Origin of the sequence: Trichococcus sp., assembly GCF_049684335.1 — a bacterium.
Taxonomy (GTDB): Bacteria; Bacillota; Bacilli; order Lactobacillales; family Aerococcaceae; genus Trichococcus.
On record NZ_JBAVFV010000061.1, the window covers coordinates 19,277 to 41,498 of the forward strand.

15 protein-coding genes and 1 riboswitch are annotated in these 22,222 nt (G+C 47.3%); of the genes, 2 read left to right on the forward strand and 13 right to left on the reverse strand.

The annotated features are described in order from the left end of the window. Nucleotides 1–75 precede the first annotated feature (75 nt). On the forward strand, nucleotides 76–3,507 hold the full coding sequence (locus tag WBM30_RS10975) for a pyruvate carboxylase (RefSeq protein WP_424900748.1): 3,432 nt from the start codon (nucleotides 76–78) through the stop codon (nucleotides 3,505–3,507). Between the two features lie 148 nt (nucleotides 3,508–3,655). Continuing rightward, nucleotides 3,656–4,093, forward strand: a complete 438-nt coding sequence (locus WBM30_RS10980) for an acyl-CoA thioesterase (RefSeq protein ID WP_424900749.1) — start codon at nucleotides 3,656–3,658, stop codon at nucleotides 4,091–4,093. Between the two features lie 194 nt (nucleotides 4,094–4,287). Here the strand turns inward: WBM30_RS10980 and WBM30_RS10985 are convergent, their stop codons facing one another. From WBM30_RS10985 to WBM30_RS11045, 13 genes are all read right to left on the reverse strand, one after another. After that, the gene (locus WBM30_RS10985) at nucleotides 4,288–4,911 is read right to left on the reverse strand and encodes an NUDIX hydrolase (RefSeq protein ID WP_424900750.1); all 624 of its coding nucleotides are present in this window, start codon (nucleotides 4,909–4,911) and stop codon (nucleotides 4,288–4,290) included. Between the two features lie 87 nt (nucleotides 4,912–4,998). Continuing rightward, on the reverse strand, nucleotides 4,999–5,184 hold the full coding sequence (locus WBM30_RS10990) for a secondary thiamine-phosphate synthase enzyme YjbQ (protein ID WP_424900896.1): 186 nt from the start codon (nucleotides 5,182–5,184) through the stop codon (nucleotides 4,999–5,001). Nucleotides 5,185–5,233: 49 nt separating this feature from the next. Next, nucleotides 5,234–5,674, reverse strand: coding sequence for a VOC family protein (locus WBM30_RS10995; protein WP_424900751.1), 441 nt, complete (start codon nucleotides 5,672–5,674; stop codon nucleotides 5,234–5,236). 38 nt (nucleotides 5,675–5,712) lie between these two features. After that, nucleotides 5,713–6,681 carry a tocopherol cyclase family protein gene (locus tag WBM30_RS11000; RefSeq protein ID WP_424900752.1) on the reverse strand — a complete coding sequence of 323 codons (969 nt, stop codon included), beginning with the start codon at nucleotides 6,679–6,681 and terminating at the stop codon, nucleotides 5,713–5,715. A 390-nt stretch (nucleotides 6,682–7,071) separates the two neighbouring features. Next, a complete protein-coding gene (locus tag WBM30_RS11005; RefSeq protein ID WP_424900753.1) occupies nucleotides 7,072–8,649 on the reverse strand; it encodes a hypothetical protein in 1,578 nt (525 codons plus the stop codon). A 325-nt stretch (nucleotides 8,650–8,974) separates the two neighbouring features. Continuing rightward, the gene (locus WBM30_RS11010; RefSeq protein WP_424900754.1) at nucleotides 8,975–10,456 is read right to left on the reverse strand and encodes a glutamate synthase subunit beta; all 1,482 of its coding nucleotides are present in this window, start codon (nucleotides 10,454–10,456) and stop codon (nucleotides 8,975–8,977) included. 14 nt (nucleotides 10,457–10,470) lie between these two features. Beyond that, nucleotides 10,471–15,048, reverse strand: coding sequence for a glutamate synthase large subunit (gene gltB / locus WBM30_RS11015; protein WP_424900755.1), 4,578 nt, complete (start codon nucleotides 15,046–15,048; stop codon nucleotides 10,471–10,473). 342 nt (nucleotides 15,049–15,390) lie between these two features. After that, nucleotides 15,391–16,248: an agmatinase gene (speB, locus tag WBM30_RS11020; protein WP_424900756.1), complete on the reverse strand. Its 858-nt coding sequence runs from the start codon at nucleotides 16,246–16,248 to the stop codon at nucleotides 15,391–15,393. Nucleotides 16,249–16,296: 48 nt separating this feature from the next. Further along, complete coding sequence (locus tag WBM30_RS11025; RefSeq protein WP_424900757.1) at nucleotides 16,297–17,838, reverse strand: aminotransferase class I/II-fold pyridoxal phosphate-dependent enzyme; 1,542 nt, start codon at nucleotides 17,836–17,838, stop codon at nucleotides 16,297–16,299. 86 nt (nucleotides 17,839–17,924) lie between these two features. Next, nucleotides 17,925–18,060, reverse strand: a riboswitch (SAM riboswitch). Between the two features lie 160 nt (nucleotides 18,061–18,220). Beyond that, a complete protein-coding gene (locus tag WBM30_RS11030; protein ID WP_424900758.1) occupies nucleotides 18,221–19,291 on the reverse strand; it encodes an FUSC family protein in 1,071 nt (356 codons plus the stop codon). A 309-nt stretch (nucleotides 19,292–19,600) separates the two neighbouring features. After that, nucleotides 19,601–21,154: a sodium/proline symporter gene (locus tag WBM30_RS11035; protein WP_424900759.1), complete on the reverse strand. Its 1,554-nt coding sequence runs from the start codon at nucleotides 21,152–21,154 to the stop codon at nucleotides 19,601–19,603. A 153-nt stretch (nucleotides 21,155–21,307) separates the two neighbouring features. Continuing rightward, nucleotides 21,308–21,814, reverse strand: coding sequence for a DUF2812 domain-containing protein (locus WBM30_RS11040; RefSeq protein WP_424900760.1), 507 nt, complete (start codon nucleotides 21,812–21,814; stop codon nucleotides 21,308–21,310). Then, nucleotides 21,801–22,121 carry a PadR family transcriptional regulator gene (locus tag WBM30_RS11045; RefSeq protein ID WP_424900761.1) on the reverse strand — a complete coding sequence of 107 codons (321 nt, stop codon included), beginning with the start codon at nucleotides 22,119–22,121 and terminating at the stop codon, nucleotides 21,801–21,803. The genes WBM30_RS11040 and WBM30_RS11045 overlap by 14 nt, the downstream gene beginning before the upstream one ends. Nucleotides 22,122–22,222: the final 101 nt, after the last annotated feature.

Genomic DNA, 22,222 nt, shown 5'->3' on the forward strand with positions numbered 1-22,222 from the left:
GCGGAAATCACGAATCATTTTTAATCATTGTATAAGAAATGTTTCTGAATTTAATAAACTGGCGAGGTGGAAATATTGAAAAAAGTTTTAGTTGCAAATCGCGGCGAAATAGCGATACGTGTATTTCGTGCACTGACTGAACTGGGAATCCCTACTGTTGGCGTCTATGCGCAAGAGGATGAAGGTTCTGTGCACCGTTTTAAAGCAGATGAAGCCTATTTGGTCGGAAAAGGCAAAAAGCCTATCGACGCCTATCTGGACATCGAAGACCTGATCCGCATCGCTAAAGATTCCGGTGCAGACGGCATTCATCCTGGATATGGTTTCTTATCTGAAAATATCGACTTCGCTAGACGTTGCCAAGAAGAAGGCATCAAATTCATCGGCCCTTCTTTGGAACACCTGGACATTTTTGGCGATAAAATCAAAGCAAAAGTTGCAGCTGTGGAAGCCGGCATCCAGTCTATCCCTGGATCGGATGGCCCCGTCGCAAACATCGACGAAGTAATTCAGTTTGCGGAAACCTACTCTTATCCGATCATGATCAAAGCGGCTTTAGGCGGCGGCGGACGTGGTATGCGTATGGCCTTCAACGAGCAAGAAGCCCGCGAAGGTTTCGAAAGAGCCCGCAGTGAAGCTTTGGCCGCATTCGGCAGCGATGAGATTTATGTCGAAAAATATATCCAAGATCCTAAACACATCGAAATTCAGATTTTAGGGGATGAGCATGGTAACATCGTTCACCTTTACGAGCGCGACTGCTCCGTGCAACGCCGCCATCAAAAAGTTGTCGAAGTGGCACCCTGCGTTTCCATGTCGGATCAAGTCCGCCATGAAATCTGCAACTCTGCGCTCCAATTGATGAAACATGTCGGCTATGTGAATGCCGGAACTGTTGAATTCCTTTTGGAAGGCGATCAATTCTACTTCATTGAAGTGAATCCGCGTGTCCAAGTAGAGCATACAATCACAGAATTGATCACAGGAATCGATATCGTGCAATCACAGATCCTGATCGCCCAAGGTCAAGATCTGCATAAAGAAATCGGTATCCCGCAACAGGCCAACATCCCGTTGATTGGCGCTGCTATCCAATGCCGGATCACAACGGAAGATCCGTTGAACAATTTCTTCCCTGATACTGGAAAAATCAACACTTACCGTTCTCCAGGTGGCTTCGGTATCCGATTGGATGCTGGTAACGGATTCCAAGGTACGGTCGTAACACCGTTCTTCGACTCCTTATTGGTTAAATTATGCGTACATGCTTCGACATTCGATCAAGCCGTCCGCAAAATGGAACGTTCTCTGATCGAATTCCGTATCCGTGGCGTTAAAACGAACATTCCGTTCATGTTCAACGTAATCACGCACCCGATCTTCGTATCAGGCGATGCGAAAACGACGTTCATCGACACGACTCCGGAATTGTTCGAATTCCCTAAAACACGTGACCGTGGTAACAAAACGATGCAGTACATCGGAAACATTACCGTTAATGGCTTCCCGGGCATTCAAAAAGGTCACAAGAAATTCTATGACAAGCCTAGAATCCCGACTGACATTGTCGTGCCCGAACAAAAAATCATTACCGCCAAAAATATTTTGGATGAAAAAGGCCCTGTAGCCGTGAGCCAATGGATCAAGGAACAAAACCGTGTGCTCTTGACGGATACGACTTTCCGTGACGCGCACCAAAGCTTGTTGGCTACCCGTATCCGCACAAACGAGATGCAAGCCATCGCAGCCGAAACACAAGCAGCGATTCCGCAACTGTTCTCTTCAGAAATGTGGGGAGGAGCTACCTTCGACGTGGCCTACCGCTTCCTGAGCGAAGACCCTTGGAAACGACTGAAGAAACTGCGCTCACAAATGCCGGATACGCTATTGCAGATGTTGTTCCGTGGATCGAATGCCGTCGGATACCAAAATTATCCCGACAATGGTTTGGAAGAGTTCATCAGACTTGCCGCTAAAAACGGGATCGACGTTTTCCGTATCTTCGACAGCTTGAACTGGACGAAGCAGATGGAAAGAAGCATCCAGTACGTACGCGACAACAACAAAATCGCTGAAGCAGCCATCTGTTACACAGGCGATATCAATGATCCTTCACAAACGAAATACACGATCCAATACTACAAAGAGATGGCCAAAGAGCTGGAATCATTAGGCGCACACATCATCGCGATCAAGGATATGGCCGGCCTTTTGAAACCGCAAGCGGCTTACCGTCTGATCAGTGAGTTGAAGGATACAGTCGATCTTCCGATCCATCTGCATACGCATGATACAAGCGGAAACGGCATCTACACGTACTCAGAAGCGATCAAAGCCGGCGTCGATATCGTAGACGTAGCGATGAGTGCGATGAGCGGTACGACCAGCCAACCGAGCATCAGCAGCCTGTACTATGCATTGGAAGGTTCTGAGCACGAGCCGGACATCAACATCCACAACGTGCACAAAATCAACCGTTATTGGGAAGATATCCGTGACTACTACGAAGAATTCGAAGGCGGCATCCAAACGACTTCAACAGAAGTCTACGACCACCAAATGCCGGGCGGACAATACACGAACCTACAACAACAGGCGAATGCTGTCGGCTTGAACGACGAGTGGGATAAAGTCAAAGAAATGTACGCTGACGTAAACAAAATGTTCGGCGACATCGTCAAAGTGACACCATCCTCTAAAGTTGTCGGCGATATGGCCCTCTTCATGGTCCAAAATAAATTGAATGAAGAAGATGTCTACGCAAAAGGCGAAACCATCGACTTCCCTGAATCAGTGATCAGCTTCTTCAAAGGCGATTTAGGCCAGCCGACAGGCGGATTCCCTGAAAGATTGCAGGAAATCATCCTGAAAGGCAAACAAGCCATCACAGTAAGACCGGGCAGCCTGCGTGAGCCGATTGACTTCGTTGCTTTGAAAGCTGAGTTGGAGGAAAAAATCCAACGTCCAGCCAGCGATGAAGATGTCATCAGCTACTTGATGTACCCGCAAATCTTCTTGGATTATGTCGCAATCTATGATAAGTTCGGCGATGTCACAAAACTTGACACCCCTACTTTCTTCCACGGCATGCGCATGGGTGAACAGATCGAAGTTCAGATCGAAAAAGGCAAAACCTTGATCATCAAACTGAATTCAATCGGTGAACCTGATTCGGACGGGATGCGTATCCTTTACTTCGATCTGAATGGCCAAGGCCGTGAGATTCAGGTCAAAGACATGTCCATCACCAGCACGAAAGCAATCCGCAAAAAAGCGGAACCTACCAACAAAGAACACGTCGGCGCAACAATGCCAGGTTCTGTATTGGAAGTTCTCGTCAAACGCGGCGATCGCGTATCGCAAGGCGATCCAGTCGTGATCACTGAAGCGATGAAGATGGAAACGATGATCCGTTCCACAATCAACGGTGTCGTCGATCAGATTTATGTCATCGACGGCGATCAAATCGAAGCCGGGGACCTCCTGATCGAGATCGAAGCAAAATAATATGCACAAGAAAGGCTGTCTCGAAAAACGAGGCAGCCTCTTCTTACTGTTTAGCAGTGGCATTCCCCGCCAAATAGGATTTGACGGGGTAGCTCTGAGTATAAATTGAATTCCAAAATAAGTAAGCTGGCACAAGGAGGAACCTTTTTTGAAAAATGAATTAAAACCCTATATCCACGTCGCTCAATATTACGAAACGGATCAGATGAAGATCATCCACCACTCCAATTACATCCGTTGGTTCGAAGAAGCCCGCGTGGACTTTCTTGACCAGATCGGCGCGAATTATGCGAAATTGGAACAAGCTGGCATCATCAGCCCGGTACTTTCCGTCGAAGCGCAGTACAAAACGATGGTCCGCTTTGGAGACTCTGTATACGTGCTGACCGAAATCGATTCTTACAGCGGAGTGAAATTAGGCCTAGCCTACCGTGTCATCGATGTCAAAACTGGCGAGTTGCGCACGACCGGCAAAAGCAAGCATTGCTTCCTGAACGAAGAAGGCCGACCTGTTTCGTTGAAAAAAGTCCAACCGTATGTGCATGCTAGCTTCGAAACCTATCGGGATCATATTTTCAGCGTTTGAGTAAGTGAAATAGACTCTCTGCCAAGAAACAACCTGACAAAAGCATCAGCCTGCCTCTCAGCTCCGCAAAAGCAGCCTTTAAGGAAGAAAACTGTTGTGGATGCGTCAAAGTACTCCGTCCCCCGAACAGGCAAGCAAGGTGCCTTTATGTACCGAAAAAAGCATGAGCCCTTGAATGATTGGGCTCATGCTTTTTATTCTGTAGTCATATTTTCATTTTGTTCCAATATGCTCACGAAGCGGTCAGTCAGGTTCGCGGTGAATCCCCAGAGTCGATAGTTCTCCAAATGATAGAACGGCACACAATGGACGCCGATTCTGAATTTGTAGTCCTTGCCGTTCGGAATCAATTCGAACGGGAAGTCGTCTGGGTGCTCCAGCCTGACCGTTGAAGAGTAATAGGTCGGCCGGTTATCCATGAAATACTGAAGAGGAACCGTAAAGATTTCCTGTACTTCTTTATTGAAGCAGATATCATCCTTGTCCACGCCAATGATCTCCCCGACGAAACAATGGATAATTGCACGCTCATTCATGATATAGTCCATTTCTCCCAAAACTTTGATATTGTCCCTTTTTATGTTCAACTCTTCCATTGTTTCCCGGATGGCCGTCGCTTCAAAACTTTCTCCCGGCTCCACTGCGCCGCCCGGGAATGACGTGTCGCCCGGTTGGGAGATATGCTCGCCACGCACTTCATAAAGCACATGAAGCGCCCCGTCTACCTTGATTAAAGGAAGCAGAACGGAAAAGTAGCGCTGTTCCCCGATTGGCTCAGGTTCGTGTTCCGCTAATATTTTTTTGATGTCTTCCAGCATCGTGTCCTCACCTACCGCTTGTTTTTCTTACATTATACCCGTTATTATCTCGAATTCGAAATAATATGCTCGAGCCATTCTTTAAACTTATCCGGCGATTATTTTGACATGGAATTTACGGTTGCGTGGGCCATCGTAATCCCAGAAATAGATACTTTGCCAAATACCCAGCAGCATCCGACCATCCGACACGATGATCGTTTCGCTGACGCCGGTCAAGGATGACTTGATGTGGGCATCGGAATTGCCTTCGTAAACAAATTTTGGCTCAATTGCTTCCCCTCAATTCTGCAATATCAGACAATTTCCTTAAGAGCAGAATCTAAACTGCGTCCACGGAAATCTGCCACTCGATTCCGTAGCGGTCAATCAGGCTGCCGTACAGCGGGCTCCAGAAAGTCTGTTGGAGTTCCATGCCGATGGAGCCGCCATCAGCCAAGCGGTTGAATACAACCCGGGCTTCCTCCACATCATCGTAGGTCAGCGTCAACGACAGATTGTTGCCGGTATGGAATTCCCTTCCCGGAAACACATCGGAAATCATCAGCATAGCGCCATTTTTCAGTCTGATCTGCGCATTCATGATCAGATTCTCAACACCTGGCGGCAAGGAAAATTCTTCCGCCGCCTCGGAATCGTCCTTTGGAGCCTCCCCGAATGTAGTGATGCCGAGCAGTTCGCCATCAAGGGTCGCAACATAATAATGCGTTGCCTCTTTGGCGTTGCCGTCGAAATTCAGATAAGGAAATAAGCTTGTCAACATACGGATTCCTTCTTTCAATTTAATTATTTTTTCAACAACTAGCGCACGACTTCAATGCCGGCTACATTCCCTACATCGTGATAATTTTTCCCGGTTTTCTTGTCGGTGAAGTCAACCGTGACGATGCCGGAAAGTCCTTCTTTGACGATTTTGTTCATTCCCTGTTCTGTCGGCGCCAGCAAAGCCCCTCCATGGAGCACTTCCGCACAGATGGTAAGGGAGGCAGAGGCATGGGAAACTTCGATTTCAATCCGGTCATCGATCAACAATCCCAAAGTGAATTTGCTGTGGTTATAGGTCGCAAAACGGTACTCCTCTCCATACACGATAAAATTGCAGATGAAGCCCTCGAATGAGGAACCCCGGAAAGGGATTTTCGCCACCGAGAAGAAGAGGCTAGTCCTATCGTCCCGGAAATGGTTGCACTGGATCCAGACGTACTCCTGCGGGAAAGACGTTCCCCAGTCCTTTTCGAGGTAGCCTTTGCCGCTCGTAAAATCACTGGTTTTATTTCCGATTGAAACCGTTCCGTCGATGGCGTGATTCATGCTGATGACGCCGTGGTAACATTCCATGTTCGGGATGTAGGCGAAGAAACCCATGATGGATGGCGACACCGGTGTGCGTTTGACCGCTTGGAATGGCCCCAGTTTCAGAATGCCTTCTATCCGGAAATCATCCTCTTCGAGATGCACACTGACGAGCGTTTCCGAAAAGACGCTGTTGCCGACTTTCAGCACAAATGGCGTTTGGTTGTATTGAAACGCAGACAATGGATAGCGGATGTAGCCGGTCCGCAGCTCTTTTTCGAGCGCTTCTCCGACATGGACATAGGAATATTGGATGAAACAGTGCGGGTCTTCCTCGGTGATCGAAATGCCGGGAATCAGACTAAGGACGGTCTTTTCATCTGCCGAAACACTCTTGAAATACCACCCTTCAAAATAGGGACCTTGCTTTTTCAGGTCGCCTTGAAACAGGATCGGATGGGTCACTTTGTTTGCCATGGCGCAGCGCTTCCTTTCGCATGCTTTCTTATCTTTACTATGCAACAACATCCCTTGCTCCGTCAATTTTTTGCATTTGCAAGGAAGTCATTTTTTCGGTTTATCCGGTTAGACAAGAAATGATTATTTATGGAACGTTAACTCCGATATGGATGCGCTCCATCGGAGAACAGCATTGCGCCAGACAGCTCAACTACGACGAGCGAATGTAGGCCGGAGGAGGTTGTGTTGCGGAAGACTGAATTCCGGCAAAGCCGCCGTGGTCGGAGGTAATGATCTTTTCGTATCTCTTTTCCTCCGGCAAAGCAACCAAGTAATCATCAGCAGCCAAACACCAAAAAAAGCCACTCCAGCATTATTGCCGGAGTAGCCCTGTTCATTTATAAAATGTTACTGTTTGATGATGGATACAACGCGAGAGCCATCCACTTCGATCGTCACGCTGTCGCCGGCTTTGATGAACGGCAATTGCTTGTCGATGGATACTTTAGCGATATAGATGGTTTCTGCATCGCCTTCCAACGTGAAGTAATAAGTCGTTTCGCCGTCAATGACGACTGATTCCATGGCGGTGATGGCACCGCTGATGGTTTCGGTCTCGACGACCTCTTCTTCCTCATCGGTTGTCGTGGAAACGACACCGCCAGTATAAGCGTTCCACGCAGCAGCCAAGGAATTGCCGGTCCCGACTTTCTGATAGTTCGTCGCATTCACAAAGGCATACATTTTTATCAAACCGGCATCATCCTTCAAGGACAATTGATAGACCGGCTTGTTTTCCATGTTGAACAAAAGCGGGAATGTGCTGATGTAGCCTTTTTCCTGCACCGATCCCTGGGCGCTCTCCATGGCACTCCATTCTGTCGCTGTGCTGATGTTGTAGCGTTTCGATTCCTTGGTCCTGGAATTGACCAGCACAAAACCGATATTCGATTCATCTGCCGCAACGGAAGTCAAACCGGTGTACAGATACAAATCATCATTCAGCACGATGTAGTTGTAGCCATCCGCATTTTGGATGACACCCTTCTTGCTGATGACGCTGTTCAGGTAACCGCCTTGATATTGCCCGTTGTAATTGATTTGCGTCATCACCATGTTCGCCGGGAACACGCGATCTACCCAATCAGGTACATCGGCAACACTATAGCGCGTGATGTCGCCGGAGGAAGCATCCACGACGAATACTCCGACGACTTCCTTAGGCCCCATGAAGCTGAATTTCTTTTCAACGATAGGCGCAATGTAATAAGGATTGCCTTCTTCATCCAATTCAAAGACCGGATTTTCGAACATCACTGTCGGATAGTTGAAAAAGATATGGCGCGTGATGTCATCCCCGAAATAGCCGGAATGGGAATAATGGATGTTCTTATCCAAACTCACTAATTCAGAATCTCCCGTCACCATATCGACGGTCACATAATGCGGAATGCCATCGGCGCGGTTGTTCAACCAACGGAAAAAGCTGACGTATTCCAATGGTGAAACGCGGACTGAATCGCCTTTATAAGCAATCTGCGTGTATTCCGTGCTGACGTCGAATTGCGAAACCAAATTGAGGACTTCGCCAAGTTTGCGGCTCCCCAGACGTTCCGCCATATCACGGTCGATCGTCGGTATCTGTGAAGGGTCCGTGATGGTCAGGTCCTCCTCAAAATTACCTTCCGTATGCGTAATCAAACTGGCATAGTCTTTGGCCCTGAAAATTTGGGAACCAAACAGCATCCCTCCGATGATGAAGACGATACTGATTCCGATGATAGCTCCGGTAACTTTGTTGACGCGATCGGCTTTCGTCCGATCCAAGATGTTCATCAATGCTGCACTTGCAACCAAATACAAAAACATATTCGTCCAAAACTCCGGTGACTGGATCGACACCGGGGTCAACGCCGAATACCAATATCCTAAAAGACCGACTGCCGGCAGGCCATAGGCAATCGCCACACTTTTCCAATTTTTCACAACTCTGCACCCTTTCTTTTCCTTCGAATCTTCCCTCATAAATCACTTAAGGATTTGATGCTAGTATTATACCATTTTTTTGAGTTATATTTCGAATTTCAATATATGGGATTATTTAGGCTACCTGAACAGATTGGCACGCTCGATCAGCGCTGCGGTCGAATGTAGGGAATGCGGCTTCACCGGAGTTCACAGCCCAGGCCGATCCGATCCCCTCCTCCTGGCAGACGCGCCCTGACCGGAGCTGGCGATCCCAACATACCCACACCAATAGAAAAAAAAACCGAAGCAGCGATTTTCCGCTGCTTCGGTTTTTTTAAACTGATTAATAAATAGCTGTGTCGCCTGACAAGAAACGATCGACTTCGCCTGCGGCTAGTTTTCCTTCTTGCAAAGCCCACACGACCAAGCTTTGTCCGCGGCGCATGTCGCCGCAGGTAAAGACTTTTTCCACATTCGTTTTGTAGTCGGTTTCTGCTGCTTGAATATTGCTGCGCAGATCGCGTTTCAAAGCTAATTCATCCGGAATGGTATCTTCAGGACCGGTGAAGCCCATCGCCAGCAAGACTAAGTCCGCTTTCCAGACTTTTTCGGTTCCTTCGACAGGAACTGGATTCATTCTGCCTAACGCATCACGTTTCCATTCGATCTGTACAGTATGGACAGCCGTAACTTCGCCTGCCTCATTCTTTTCGACTTTCGTCGTGTTGATCTCATAGTTGCGCGGATCGGAGCCGGTCAAGTAGATTGCTTCTTCTTGGCCGTAGTCCGTTTTCAGCTTTTTAGGCCATTCTGGCCAAGGGTTCGTATCTGCATCACGTTTATCCGGAGCTTGCGGCATGATTTCGAATTGATGCACGCTCTTCGCACCATGACGGATGGAGGTACCGACACAGTCGGTACCGGTATCCCCACCACCGATTACGATAACGTGTTTGTCTTTGGCAGTGATTTTGCTTTCCTGCGGTTCGCCTGCAAGAATATTTTGTGTGTTGGCAGTCAGGAAGTCCATGGCCATGTGTACGCCTTTTGCGTCATTGCCTTCAACATTGATGCCGCGGGCGCGGGTTGCGCCGCCGCATAGGACGACTGCATCATACGTATCAACCAATTCCTGCGCAGTGATGTCTTTGCCGATTTCAGTGTTGCAGACAAATGCCACGCCAGCTTCTTCCAGGATATCCAGTCTTCTTTGGATGATGTCCTTGTCCAATTTCATGTTCGGGATACCGTACATCAATAAACCACCCGGACGATCGCTTCTTTCGAAGACAGTGACCGCATGACCGACTGAAGTCAGGTAGTGCGCAGTCGCAAGACCGGCAGGACCGGAGCCGACAACCGCAACGCGTTTGCCGGTTGCTGGAGCTTTAGCCGGTTTTACCCAACCATTTTGGAAAGCATGTTCGATGATTTCGTATTCGATGCTACTGATCGTGACGGGTTCACCGATTAGTCCAACTGTACAAGATCCTTCGCAAGGAGCAGGACAGACACGTCCTGTAAATTCCGGAAACGGATTGGTCAAGGATAAACGTTCGTACGCTTCCTTCCATTGACCGCGATACACCATGTCATTCCACTCGGGGATGAGATTGTGCAGAGGGCAACCGGACGCCCCGTTCGGCAACATGATGCCTGCTGAACAGAACGGAATGCCACAGCTCATACAACGGGACGCTTGAGTCCGAATTTTTTCTTCTGATGTTTCTTCACGCATCTCGCCCCAATTTTTGATGCGGACTTCCGGAGAAATCTTTTCATAATTGGAACGGCTATATTCCTTAAATCCAGTAACTTTTCCCATCTTATCCCTCCTCCTTAGTTTGTCACAACTGGTTTGTAGCGCTCATCAAAGGCATAACGCATTGCGTCTTGACCGGTGATGCCCATCTGGTTCGCTATTTCGATATTTTCCAGTATGAACTTGTAGTCGTTGGAGATGACCTTAGTGAAGCGGGATTTCATTTGATCCCAGTTAGCCAAGATATTTTGCGCTTTTGGACTTCCCGTAAAGATCATATGCTCCTGCAGCATGCGCTTGATTGTGTCATGCTCTGTGTCATTCAAATCTGTCGTTGCGCTGACCATTTCCATGTTCAGGTTATTTTCGTCGAAATCAAGGATATAAGCTACCCCGCCCGACATCCCGGCAGCGAAGTTACGACCGGTTTTTCCGATGATCAGAACCGTTCCGCCAGTCATGTACTCACAACCGTGGTCGCCGATTCCTTCAACAACAGTATCCACGCCACTGTTACGGACGCAGAAACGTTCTCCAGCGATTCCATTGATGTATGCTTTACCACTGGTTGCGCCATAGAAAGCGACGTTACCGGTGATGATGTTTTCTTCAGGTGCGAATGTAGCCTCATTCGGTACGCGTACGATGATTTTACCACCGGACAAGCCTTTACCGATGTAGTCATTCGAATCGCCTTCCAGCGTCAATGTCATCCCTTTCGGAATGAATGCGCCGAAACTTTGTCCTGCCGAACCCACGAAAGTTAATTGGATTGTATCTTCCGGCAAGCCTTCAGCACCATATTTTTTCGATATTTCGCTGCCGATGATGGTTCCGACAACGCGATCGATGTTTTGGATTGCTGATTTAGCTACGATGCGTTTCTTAGAGTCGATTGCCGGTTTCACGATTCTCAACAGACGACGCATATCCAATGTTTTCTCTAATTCATGGTCTTGCTCCGTCATGTTGTATCTGCCGACATTCGGTGCTGCATATGGTTGGTACAATACGCTGGACAGATCAACTGTCTTCGCTTTCCAATGCTTCACATTTTCTTTCATCTTCAGCTTGTCGCTGCGTCCGACCATTTCATTGATTGTGCGGAAGCCTAATTTCGCCATGATTTCACGCAATTCTTCGGCAACGAACATCATGAAGTTCACGACGTATTCCGGTTTGCCTTGGAAGTTCTTGCGCAATGTTTCATCCTGCGTTGCGATACCCACTGGACATGTGTTCAGGTGGCAGACACGCATCATGATGCAGCCGATAGCCACAAGCGGTGTTGTCGCAAAACCGAATTCTTCAGCTCCCAACATGCAGGCGATCGCAACATCGCGACCAGTCAATAATTTACCATCCGTTTCGACGCGGACACGGTCACGCAATTTGTTCAACACTAAAGTTTGGTGCGCTTCAGCCAAGCCCAGTTCCCATGGCAAGCCGGTATTACGGATGCTGGTTCTTGGTGCTGCCCCTGTACCGCCGTCATAACCGCTGATCAGGATCGTATCGGCATTTGCTTTCGCAACACCGGCAGCGATCGTACCAACGCCGGCTTCAGAAACCAACTTCACGTTGATGCGCGCATGACGGTTGGCATTCTTCAAGTCGAAGATCAATTCTTTCAAATCTTCGATGGAGTAGATGTCATGATGCGGAGGCGGTGAAATCAAGCCTACACCCGCGATGGAGCCACGTGTTTTGGCGATTTCAGGATACACTTTCTGTCCTGGCAATTGTCCGCCTTCACCCGGTTTTGCACCTTGGGCCATCTTGATCTGGATTTCCTTTGCGTTCACCAAGTAGTGGCTCGTAACGCCGAAACGTCCGGAAGCGACTTGTTTGATGGCACTGTTGCGGGAATCCCCGTTTTCATCCAATTCGTAACGGCTTGGATCTTCTCCACCCTCACCAGAGTTGCTCATTCCGCCGAGACGGTTCATAGCGATTGCTAACGTTTGGTGCGCTTCGATACTGATTGATCCGTAAGACATTGCTCCGGTCTTGAAGCGTTTCACGATGTTTTCAGCCGATTCGACTTCTTCGATCGGAATCGCGTCTTGTGCGTTTGGCTTGAATTGCATCAGTTGACGCAGCGTGTACGCCTTCGTTTCAGCATTGATTTCGCGAGAGAACTCTTTGTATTGCTCATAGTCCCCTTGGCGAGTCGCTTGCTGCAGTCGGTAAATCGTGCTCGGATTGTACAAGTGTTCTTCACCCATAGCCGAGTATTGGAAATGACCGCCCACTCCCAGCGTTTCGCTGTAAGGAGCTGTAGCTTTGTAGGCACTGTCATGACGCATTCTGTTTTCTGTCGCAATTTCCTGAAGACCGATACCCTCGATGCGGGTAGGCGTGCCTGTGAAGTATTTAGCGACAACTTCGCTGTTGACTCCCAGTGCTTCAAAAATTTGTGCACCATGATAGCTGCGCATTGTTGAAATACCCATCTTAGTCAATACTTTGGACATACCGTGGACAGCTGCGTGGATGTAGTTCGCTTCCGCTGCCTCAGCATCCAGTCCGTCCAACAAGCCTTCTTCAGCAAGTTCGCGGATAGTCGCATAAGTCAAGTAAGGATTGACCGCGTTACAGCCGTATCCGACCAATGTGCAGTAATGATGCACTTCTCTTGGTTCACCGGATTCCAGCACAAGGCCGACGCTCGTGCGTGTTTCTTCGCGGATCAAGTGATGATGCAGACCGGAAACAGCCAATAAAGCCGGAATGGCTGCCCATTCAGCGTTCACACCACGGTCGGAAAGGACCAAAATGTTGGCGCCTGAAGCAATGGCTTTGTCCGCTGCATTGAAAAGACGTTCCAAAGCTTTTTCCATCCCTTTCACATCTTCTTCGACGCGGTAAAGAAGGGAAAGAGTGACCGTTTTGAATTTGTCGTCCTGCAACGCTTTGATTTTCGCTAATTCAGAATCCGTCAAAATCGGGCTATCCAAGTAGATGGCATGCGTATCAGCCTTATCCGGATCTAACAGGTTACCGCAATTTCCGACAAGCATCGTATCGGAAGTAACGATTTCCTCACGGATTCCATCAATCGGAGGGTTCGTAACTTGCGCAAATAATTGTTTGAAGTACAGATAAAGCATCTGTGGTTTGTCTGATAAAACTGCCAACGGAGAATCGATCCCCATTGCTCCGATTGAATCCCCACCTGTAACAGCCATCGGTTTAATCAATAACTGGATGTCCTCGAACGTATAACCGAAAGCTTTCTGTTGGTGCAACAATTCTTCAGGCTCAACAATTGTGGTCAATGGAGCAGGCGCAAGGTCCTTCATTTTGGACAAATGCTTTTCAGCCCATTCTCCGTAAGGTTGTTTAGCAGCTACTGTTTCTTTGATTTCTTCATCCGAGATGATACGTTTTTGCTTCGTATCGATCAACAGCATCTTACCTGGCTCCAGACGACCCTTGTAGGCTACATCTTCCGGACGCACATCTACGACACCTACTTCGGATGAAAGGATTACGCGATCATCTTTCGTCACATAGTAACGGGACGGACGCAAACCGTTTCTGTCCAACACCGCTCCGACGATTTCCCCATCCGTGAAGCCCATTGCTGCAGGGCCATCCCATGGTTCCATCAGGAAGTTGTTGAAATTATAGAAATCCTTTTTGGATTTCGACATCGTTTTGTTCTTTTCCCAAGGCTCAGGAACCATCATCATGACGGCTTCCGGCAAGGAACGGCCGTTCAGATATAAGAATTCCAGATTGTTGTCGAATTGGGAAGAGTCACTCCCAGTTTCGTCGACGATCGGATAGATTTTTTCACTGGCATCCAACAGATCCTGGGACATGCTGCCTTGACGGGCGCGCATCCAATTGATATTTCCGCGGATTGTGTTGATTTCGCCATTGTGGATCAAGTAACGGTTTGGATGAGCTCTTTCCCAACTCGGGAAAGTATTCGTACTGAAACGGGAATGGACCATCGCCAAAGCGGATGTGAAGTCCAAATCCGTCAGATCAAGATAGAAGCTACGCAATTGTTCTGCAGTCAACATCCCTTTGTAGACGATTGTTTTCGAAGAGAAACTGGCAAAATAAAACGAGCCGCCTCTTTTTTCGCTCATCGGTACGATTAGTTTTTCAGATAATTTACGGATGACGAACAATTTACGTTCGAAATCCATTTCAGTCATCTCAGGATTTCCTTTACCGACAAAGACTTGGATAAAACGCGGGATAGCTGCTTTTGCAGTCACACCGATTTCAGAGCTGTCGATCGGAACCTCACGCCAACCCAACACTTTTTGACCTTCGGAAGTGACAATCTCTTCCACCATTCTCATTTGTTCGTGACGTAGATCGTCATATTTATGGGCAAAGAGCATCCCTACTCCATAATCGCCTTTTTTAGGCAAATGGATTCCTAGGACGTCGCACTCCCTGCTGAAAAAATGATGAGGAATCTGCACCATGATACCTGCTCCGTCACCTGTTTTGGCATCAGCGCCGGAAGCACCCCTATGCTCCATGTTTTCCAATAAATCCAACGCATCAGAGACTAATTTATAAGAGCCATTACCATTGATATCAACGACAAATCCCATACCGCATGCATCATGCTCGTAGGCGGGATCATACATTCCTTGTTTTTTTGGAGGAGTGTAACTATTCATTTCGGCGTCCCTACTTTCTATTATGTTATTCTGATATTATAATCAAACTCTAATTTAAATACAATCCATTTTCATTCATTTTTTCACAATTAGTTGCATCTTTTTTTTGATAGTAACAATATTAACTTTGGAAAAAACATTTGATATAACACAATTATACAACCTGATAGCCGTCCACTGACTTGTGATAGATTTCATAACATCACCATGTAAACAATTACCGTTTTCATGACTTTTTAATGCAAGTTGGTTTCATTCTGTCATTTTGACCTGCAGATGCTATTTTTTATTAAAAAATACCCGACCTTGATTAATTTTAAGGTCGGGTAATTGATTTTTGTTCTATTTAGTAAGTGTCAAAAGCATTTCTCTGACGGTCTTGCAGGCCATAGCAGTCGAAGCGCCTGACGGATCGTATTGCGGAGAAAGTTCAACGACGTCGGCTGCAACGATCTGGTTCAAGTCCTGCAGCGCAGCGATACCCGCCAACAATTCCTTGTAGGTGATGCCACCTGGCTCAGGTGTGCCGGTTCCAGGGAAAGTTCCTGGGTCCAGTACGTCCAAATCGATCGTAACATAAACGGGAACATCCTTCAATTGCTGCACGATCTGAGGCAACGTATCGATGGTAAATTTCTCCATATAAGTATGCTCTTTCGCCCATTCGAACTCTTCCTTCAAACCGGAACGGATACCGAATTGGAAAATGCGGCTATCTCCCAGAAAGTCGAAGCAGCGGCGGATGACCGAGGCATGCGACAACTGTTCTCCCATATAGTCTTCACGTAGATCTGTGTGGGCATCGATATGGATGACATGCAGATTTGGGTATTTCTCATAGGCAGCTTCGATAGTAGGCAAGCTGACGAGATGTTCGCCGCCGACCATCAGAAATTTCTTGCCGCTGTCCAGTACTTCTTTTGTATAGGTTGCAATATCGCTCAATACACGTTCTGTGTTGCCGAAAGGCAGATCCAGATCTCCGCCATCATGGATGGCCTCTTCTTCAAGATCACGATCCAAATAAGGGGAATAACTTTCCAAGCCGAATGAATCTTGGCGGATCGCTTGCATCGCAAAGCGCGTGCCTGGTCTGAAGCTGGTTGTTCCATCGAATGGGATTCCGAATAATACGGTAGATGCTTCTTCAAATGAAGATTCGCAACCGATAAAGGTCTGGATGTTCATGTTATTTTTCACTTTCTGCCGTCCTCCAACTGTATGCTATTTGATGAGTGTTACGATTGATTAGTCTTTAAGGACTTTGATCTGATGAGGCATTTTTTCCTCAGTCAGGACGTTGCCTAATGTTTCATTGTAGTAGTGGTAATGCTGCACGACTGCCTCAGAAATCACTTCACCAGGGATGATCAAAGGAATTCCTGGCGGGTAGATCATGATCGAGTCGGCACTGATGCGGCCGATCGCGTCGTCAATGCTGACCACTTCATTGTCGGCATAGAAGGCGTCACGCGGGCTGCAGGCCAATTTGTTGATGCTGCAAGTCATCACATGCGCATCGAAATGTTGGCTTGCTTTTTTGAAGCGTCTGCGGACATCCATCAAGGCATCAACCAGTCTTCCGATTGATTCGCGCGTATCGGCTGTACTGATGACTGCCATCACGACATAGCCTTCAGCCAACTCCATTTGGATGCCGTATTCTTCCTTCAAGATTGTGTATACTTCGAAGCCTGTCAGGCCGATATCATTCACGCGGATCACCAATTTTGTCCAGTCATAAGTCTGGTCAAATTTATCTTTAATGTAGTCGGCTTTCAATACTTCATAGTCGCCGAATGCTTCGATTGCTTCAATCGCTTCGCTGACGATCGGTCGTAGTTTTTTGTAGCGGTCTTTGCCGTACATCGCCAATTCGCTGCGTGCGGCATCGATCGAGCTCATCAACAAGTAGTTCGCGCTTGTCGATTGCAGCATGTTCAGCACTTTTTGTAATTTTGTTGCAGAAATGCGTTCCCCTTGCATCACCATCAAGGAACTCTGTGTCAAAGATCCGCCGGTTTTGTGCATGGAATACGTCACCGCATCGGCTCCGGCTTTCATCGGATCCTTCATTTTTCCGGGCATGAACGGCAAATGCGCGCCGTGCGCACTGTCGACGATGACAACAACACCGCGTTCATGTGCGATATCACAGATTGTTTCCAGATCGTTCAAAGATCCGAAATAAGTCGGATAAGTGACCAAAAGTGCTTTCGCTTTAGGATTTTCATCCAAGCCTTTGATAATGCGTTCCACGGAGATACCGTGTGAAATTCCGAAGGCCAAATCCATTTCGGGCTGGATGAAGATCGGCTTTGCGCCGCTCAAAATCAACCCGCTCATTACTGACTTATGGCAGTTGCGGGGAACCAAGATCGAATCGTTCGGCCCCACTACGCTCATGATCATAGCTTGGATGCCTACAGTCGTACCGTTCACCAAGAAAAAGGCCTGATCGGCATTGTATGCTTTTGCAGCCAATTCCTGTGCTTCTTTTATGACGGATTGTGGATGGCTCAACAAGTCCAATTCTTTCATGGAGTTGACATCCATCTGCATCGTCATATCACCGACTGCCATTTTAAATGGCGTCATCTGCGCACCCATTTTATGTCCAGGGACATCGAAAGGCGTAACGTCCTGCTTCGCATTTTTAACAAGCGCTTCGAAAAGCGGCATTTTGATATGTGTAATATTTTTTGCTTTAACGTTAGAAATTTGGTAAGTAATTTTATCAGAATGACCTTCCAAATAAGTGTCTGAATTGAATAAAACCTTTTCAGCCAAATAGATTTCCCCCTTTGATATAAAAAATGGGCATAAAAAAAGCTCTCCAACCAAAGGAAAGCTTCGATATCTATCAGCTGCTTTTCCTCTTATTGCTCATAGGACTTGGATAATCCTACGCTCAGGTTGGGCACCCAATATCAATCTGTACTGCAAAATAATTAGATTGATTGGTTTGCCACCGTATCTTCGACCCCTCGTCTCAACGGCTATTAATAAGAGATATTCAATTTATGCAAGCTAAATTCTATACAAATATACCGTATATGTCAATGATTTTGAATAGAAAATTATAATTTTTTTCACGCGGCTTTCCCGAACGATGTTTTGACATTTGTTTATGAATATTCATGAAATCGGCGGATTTTCCGTCCTATAGCCTTTAATCCGTTCGTGAAGGTGTTTCCTGGCGCTTATGATACTTATGGGCCAATTTCAGTTCCTTCTGGTACATGCCCATAGCGAATGATATCAATGCAGCCCCGGCAAAGCCGACGATGCTGCCCAGCACCAATCCGTAAAAACGGAATCCGATCAAGTCCATTTCGAATGCGCTGCTCGACAAGTTGGAAAGCAGCAACGCCAACGGATTCGTAAAGAAGTTCGCCAAGCCGTAATTCCGCACCATCGCATATTCTACAAAAAAGTTCAAAACGATCAACACCAAGACCGTTTCCACCTTGCTGAAATGCAAACTGAAAAGAAATATTCCGATGCCCAAACCCACCAAACCGCCGACTATCCGCTGCACATGGCGATGGAAAATGACTTTCAGTTCGCGCCCTTGAAGCACTGCCGCACACGACACGGCAACCCAATAGAAGTTCCCTATCCCCAAGGAATGCGCCAGATAGGTCGCAAGGAACAGGATGCCCGCATGATGCACGGAGGAAAGCAACAATTCCGAATCATTTTCGACTGCATCATAAAGGTGCTCCCGGTAACTCCGGGTGTCGTTCCGGTAAGGTCGGTTCAGCACGCGGTTGTTGAAGCTGACCGCCAAAACCGCCCAGAAGATGGATGCCGCAACCCCGATGCCCACGAAGGAGACTGCTTGAAGTATGCCCGGTATGTCCAAACTCACACCAGCCCCCATGGATGTCACCATGATGACGAAGAAGGCGCCTGGATTCGGGATATGCAGGATGCGCACAACCAGGAAACCGATCAGGCTGACAAGACTGATCGTGATCGGTATCATCCAAGGTACGAAGGTGGATAGCGCCCCAGCCAAGAACCCCGCCATGATGGCAAGCCCTGCCTTAAGGATGCGTGTCGCCAGCTTCGTGGGCGTAAACGGCTGGAAAGAAAGGAACGCGAAAGCTCCCAACGCCCCGAATGTCCCAATGCGCATATTCCCCGCCATCAGTCCAATGATCAGCGGAACCGCTGTGCTCAGTCCTGAACCGATAACCCGCGTCAAAGTATCGTCCGTTTGTCTGATATGCAGCATCTCTTTGATGTGTCCTTTGATAGTTAACCACTCCCTTATTTGATTGATTCTTCCAACTTTGCAAAACAAAAAGCAGCCTTATATAAAATAAACGCTGCTCCAAATCTGTCTCATTGATATTTCGAGCGCCACTTCCACTTACCTTTTCGAAAATGACTTTTGTTTACAGAAAATTTCCCTGACGTCCCCTATTTCAGCTTATCACAAATAACTGGACCATTCGCACCGATTTTGTGACAACTTTTCGAAAATTCCCTGTAAATCAAAAAAACAACCCAAATGGATTGTTTTTTGATTCATACTTTATTTTTAGGCTTTCGACTGGCTTTTCACCATTTCAAATTCCTCTTCCATCGCAGCGGATGGTTTTTCCCCGATCAAGGAGAAGATCACGATTGCCAAACAGGAAAGGATGAATGCCGGCAACAGTTCGTAGATGCCGAATACGCCGCCGATCGGTTTGATGAGAAGTTTCCAGATAAAAACAGCAATCCCGCCTGTCAACATTCCGGCTATAGCACCTTGACGCGTTGTTTTTTTCCAGAACAAGGAAAACAGCATCAACGGTCCGAATGTCGCACCGAAGCCCGCCCAGGCGAAGGATACGATCGTGAAGATGACGGAGTTCTCATCCAAAGCGATGATGATGCCTAGGATCGCCAAAACGATCAAAATCATCCGCGTCATTGCCATGATTTGCTGATCGGAGGCATCCTTGCGCAAAACACCTTTGTAGATGTTTTTCGAAAAAGCACTTGCAGCAATCAACAGATACGAATCCGCGGAACTGATCGTCGCCGCCAAAATGCCTGACATGACGATTCCGGCCAATAGCGGCGGGAACAATAACGTCGCCATTTCGATGAAGATCGTTTCTGAAGTGGAAGCAGTCGTCAACGCCATCGGGAACATCGAACGTCCGATCAGACCGATCAGGACGGCAGCGCCCAATGAAAGTGTCGCCCAAATAATCCCGATGCGGCGTGATTGCTTGATATCATCAGCCGAACGAATCGCCATAAAGCGCAACAGCACTTGCGGCATACCGAAGTATCCGAGGCCCCAAGCCATACTGGACGCAATTGTAATCAGTCCGTATTTTCCTGCAGGTCCAAAGGCAGCCATCGCGCCATCAGCTTGTTGCACGCCATCAACCAATGTCGGTGTAGCGATTCCGAAGAAATCCAAAAATCCTGGGATGCCTTTTAGGTTATCGATGACCGCTCCGGGACCACCGGCATGCACGACACCACCTACCAAAACAACAGCCAAAGCCGCAATCATGATGATGCCCTGCATGAAGTCGGAAACACTCTCTGCCAAAAATCCGCCGATGAACGTGTAGAACACGACGAACACCGCTCCGGCGATCATCACCGGAATGTAAGGCACTTCGAACAAAGTTGCGAAGAGCTTCCCTACCGTCACGAAACAGCTGGCTGCATAGACGGAAAAGAAAACGAAGATGAACGTGGAAGAAACGGTCAAGATGACACGTTTATCCTCATGGAATCGATTGCTGAAGAATTCCGGCAAGGTGATGGCTTCCGCCGATTCAGAATAGTGACGCAACCGTTTCGAGACGATGATCCAGTTCAAAGATGTTCCCAATGCCAAGCCAATCGCGGTCCAGAATGCGTCGGACAAGCCTGACCAATAAGCAACGCCTGGAAGACCCATCAGGAGCCAACCGCTCATGTCCGAAGCTCCCGCACTGATTGCGGCAACCCAAGGACCAAGGCTGCGTCCCCCCAAGAAGAAATTATCGGAGCTTTCATTTGAACGCTTGTAGTAATAAAAACCGATACCGATGATGATCGACATATAGCCGGCCATCGCCATAAAAATTAATGCTTTATCCATAAGTTACCTCCAAAATAAATAATGACATGTTTCTTCATTCAAATTTAATTTAATTAAAATTCAATGAATTCACTACGCCATCATAGCACAAGATGAAAATTGGAAGCAACCTTATTTTCAGGAAAAGCCAGCGTTAGCGTATGTCAAACCGTTTTAAGTCATTTTTTGGAGCTCGTCGATTTTCTTGCTGCATGCCAAAGCCTGCTTCAGGAAAACCAGTGCAATAATTGTCAAAATCAAAGACATCAAGATGAGTACCGGCTCCTTTATTTGGATTGCATTGTACCACTGAGGGATTGAAAGTAGGAATTCCACAATGGCCAATCGGATAAATATCTTACGGATACGTCTGAATTGTTTGATTTGGCTTTCCGGATCCGTATACAGTTCAAAGTACCCTTTTTTCCGGAAGATTGCCCAGATGCCCCAAGTCTGCACGAGTTCCCCACCAGAGTCACGTATCAGATCGTACAATTCATTGCGTTGCTCCGTCGTTTTGTCGCTGATTAAATCAACCCGATAGGTATATTCACCCGGCTGACTTTTTTCAAAAGTGTACAATCCCAAGAAAAAACGTTTCATGGCATAGCCTTTTGCTGACATATCATTCAGGAATGCTTCTTCCTTATCTTTGTCGTAGTAAAGCCTAAATTTTCTCATTATTTTCCATCGCCTTTCTGCCGTTTTCGAGAAGTTCGCCCAGTCTGGCGATTTCCCCATTCAGAATTTCTTTTCCGAGTGCCGTGATCAGATATTCCTTCTTTTTGCGGGATTGGTCGTCCTGGCTGTGCAGCATGATCCATTTTTTCTCCAATAGCGTGTTCAATGCGCCATAAAGCGTACCGGCTCCCAGAGCGACCCTGCCCTTCGTCCGCTCCTCTACCTGTTGCATGATGCCGTATCCGTGGTTCGGCTGCAGCAAAGAAAGCAGAATATAAAACATCGATTCCGTTAGTGGTGCTCCCATCACATACCTCTCCTTCTGATATATCGTGTATCGTTATATATAATATATCGCCTAACGATGTATTTGTCAATTGAGAATTCATGCACACTTACCAAACAAAA

Bases quoted from the DNA above. Each gene is read 5' to 3' on its own strand.
- WBM30_RS11000 (WP_424900752.1), bottom strand. From the start codon at position 6,681: ATGGCAAACAAAGTGACCCATCCGATCCTGTTTCAAGGCGACCTGAAA.
- WBM30_RS11030 (WP_424900758.1), bottom strand. From the start codon at position 19,291: ATGCTGCATATCAGACAAACGGACGATACTTTGACGCGGGTTATCGGT.
- WBM30_RS11010 (WP_424900754.1), bottom strand. From the start codon at position 10,456: ATGGGAAAAGTTACTGGATTTAAGGAATATAGCCGTTCCAATTATGAA.
- WBM30_RS11040 (WP_424900760.1), bottom strand. From the start codon at position 21,814: ATGAGAAAATTTAGGCTTTACTACGACAAAGATAAGGAAGAAGCATTC.
- gltB (WP_424900755.1), bottom strand. From the start codon at position 15,048: ATGAATAGTTACACTCCTCCAAAAAAACAAGGAATGTATGATCCCGCC.
- WBM30_RS10985 (WP_424900750.1), bottom strand. From the start codon at position 4,911: ATGCTGGAAGACATCAAAAAAATATTAGCGGAACACGAACCTGAGCCA.
- WBM30_RS11035 (WP_424900759.1), bottom strand. From the start codon at position 21,154: ATGGATAAAGCATTAATTTTTATGGCGATGGCCGGCTATATGTCGATC.
- WBM30_RS10995 (WP_424900751.1), bottom strand. From the start codon at position 5,674: ATGTTGACAAGCTTATTTCCTTATCTGAATTTCGACGGCAACGCCAAA.
- WBM30_RS11045 (WP_424900761.1), bottom strand. From the start codon at position 22,121: ATGGGAGCACCACTAACGGAATCGATGTTTTATATTCTGCTTTCTTTG.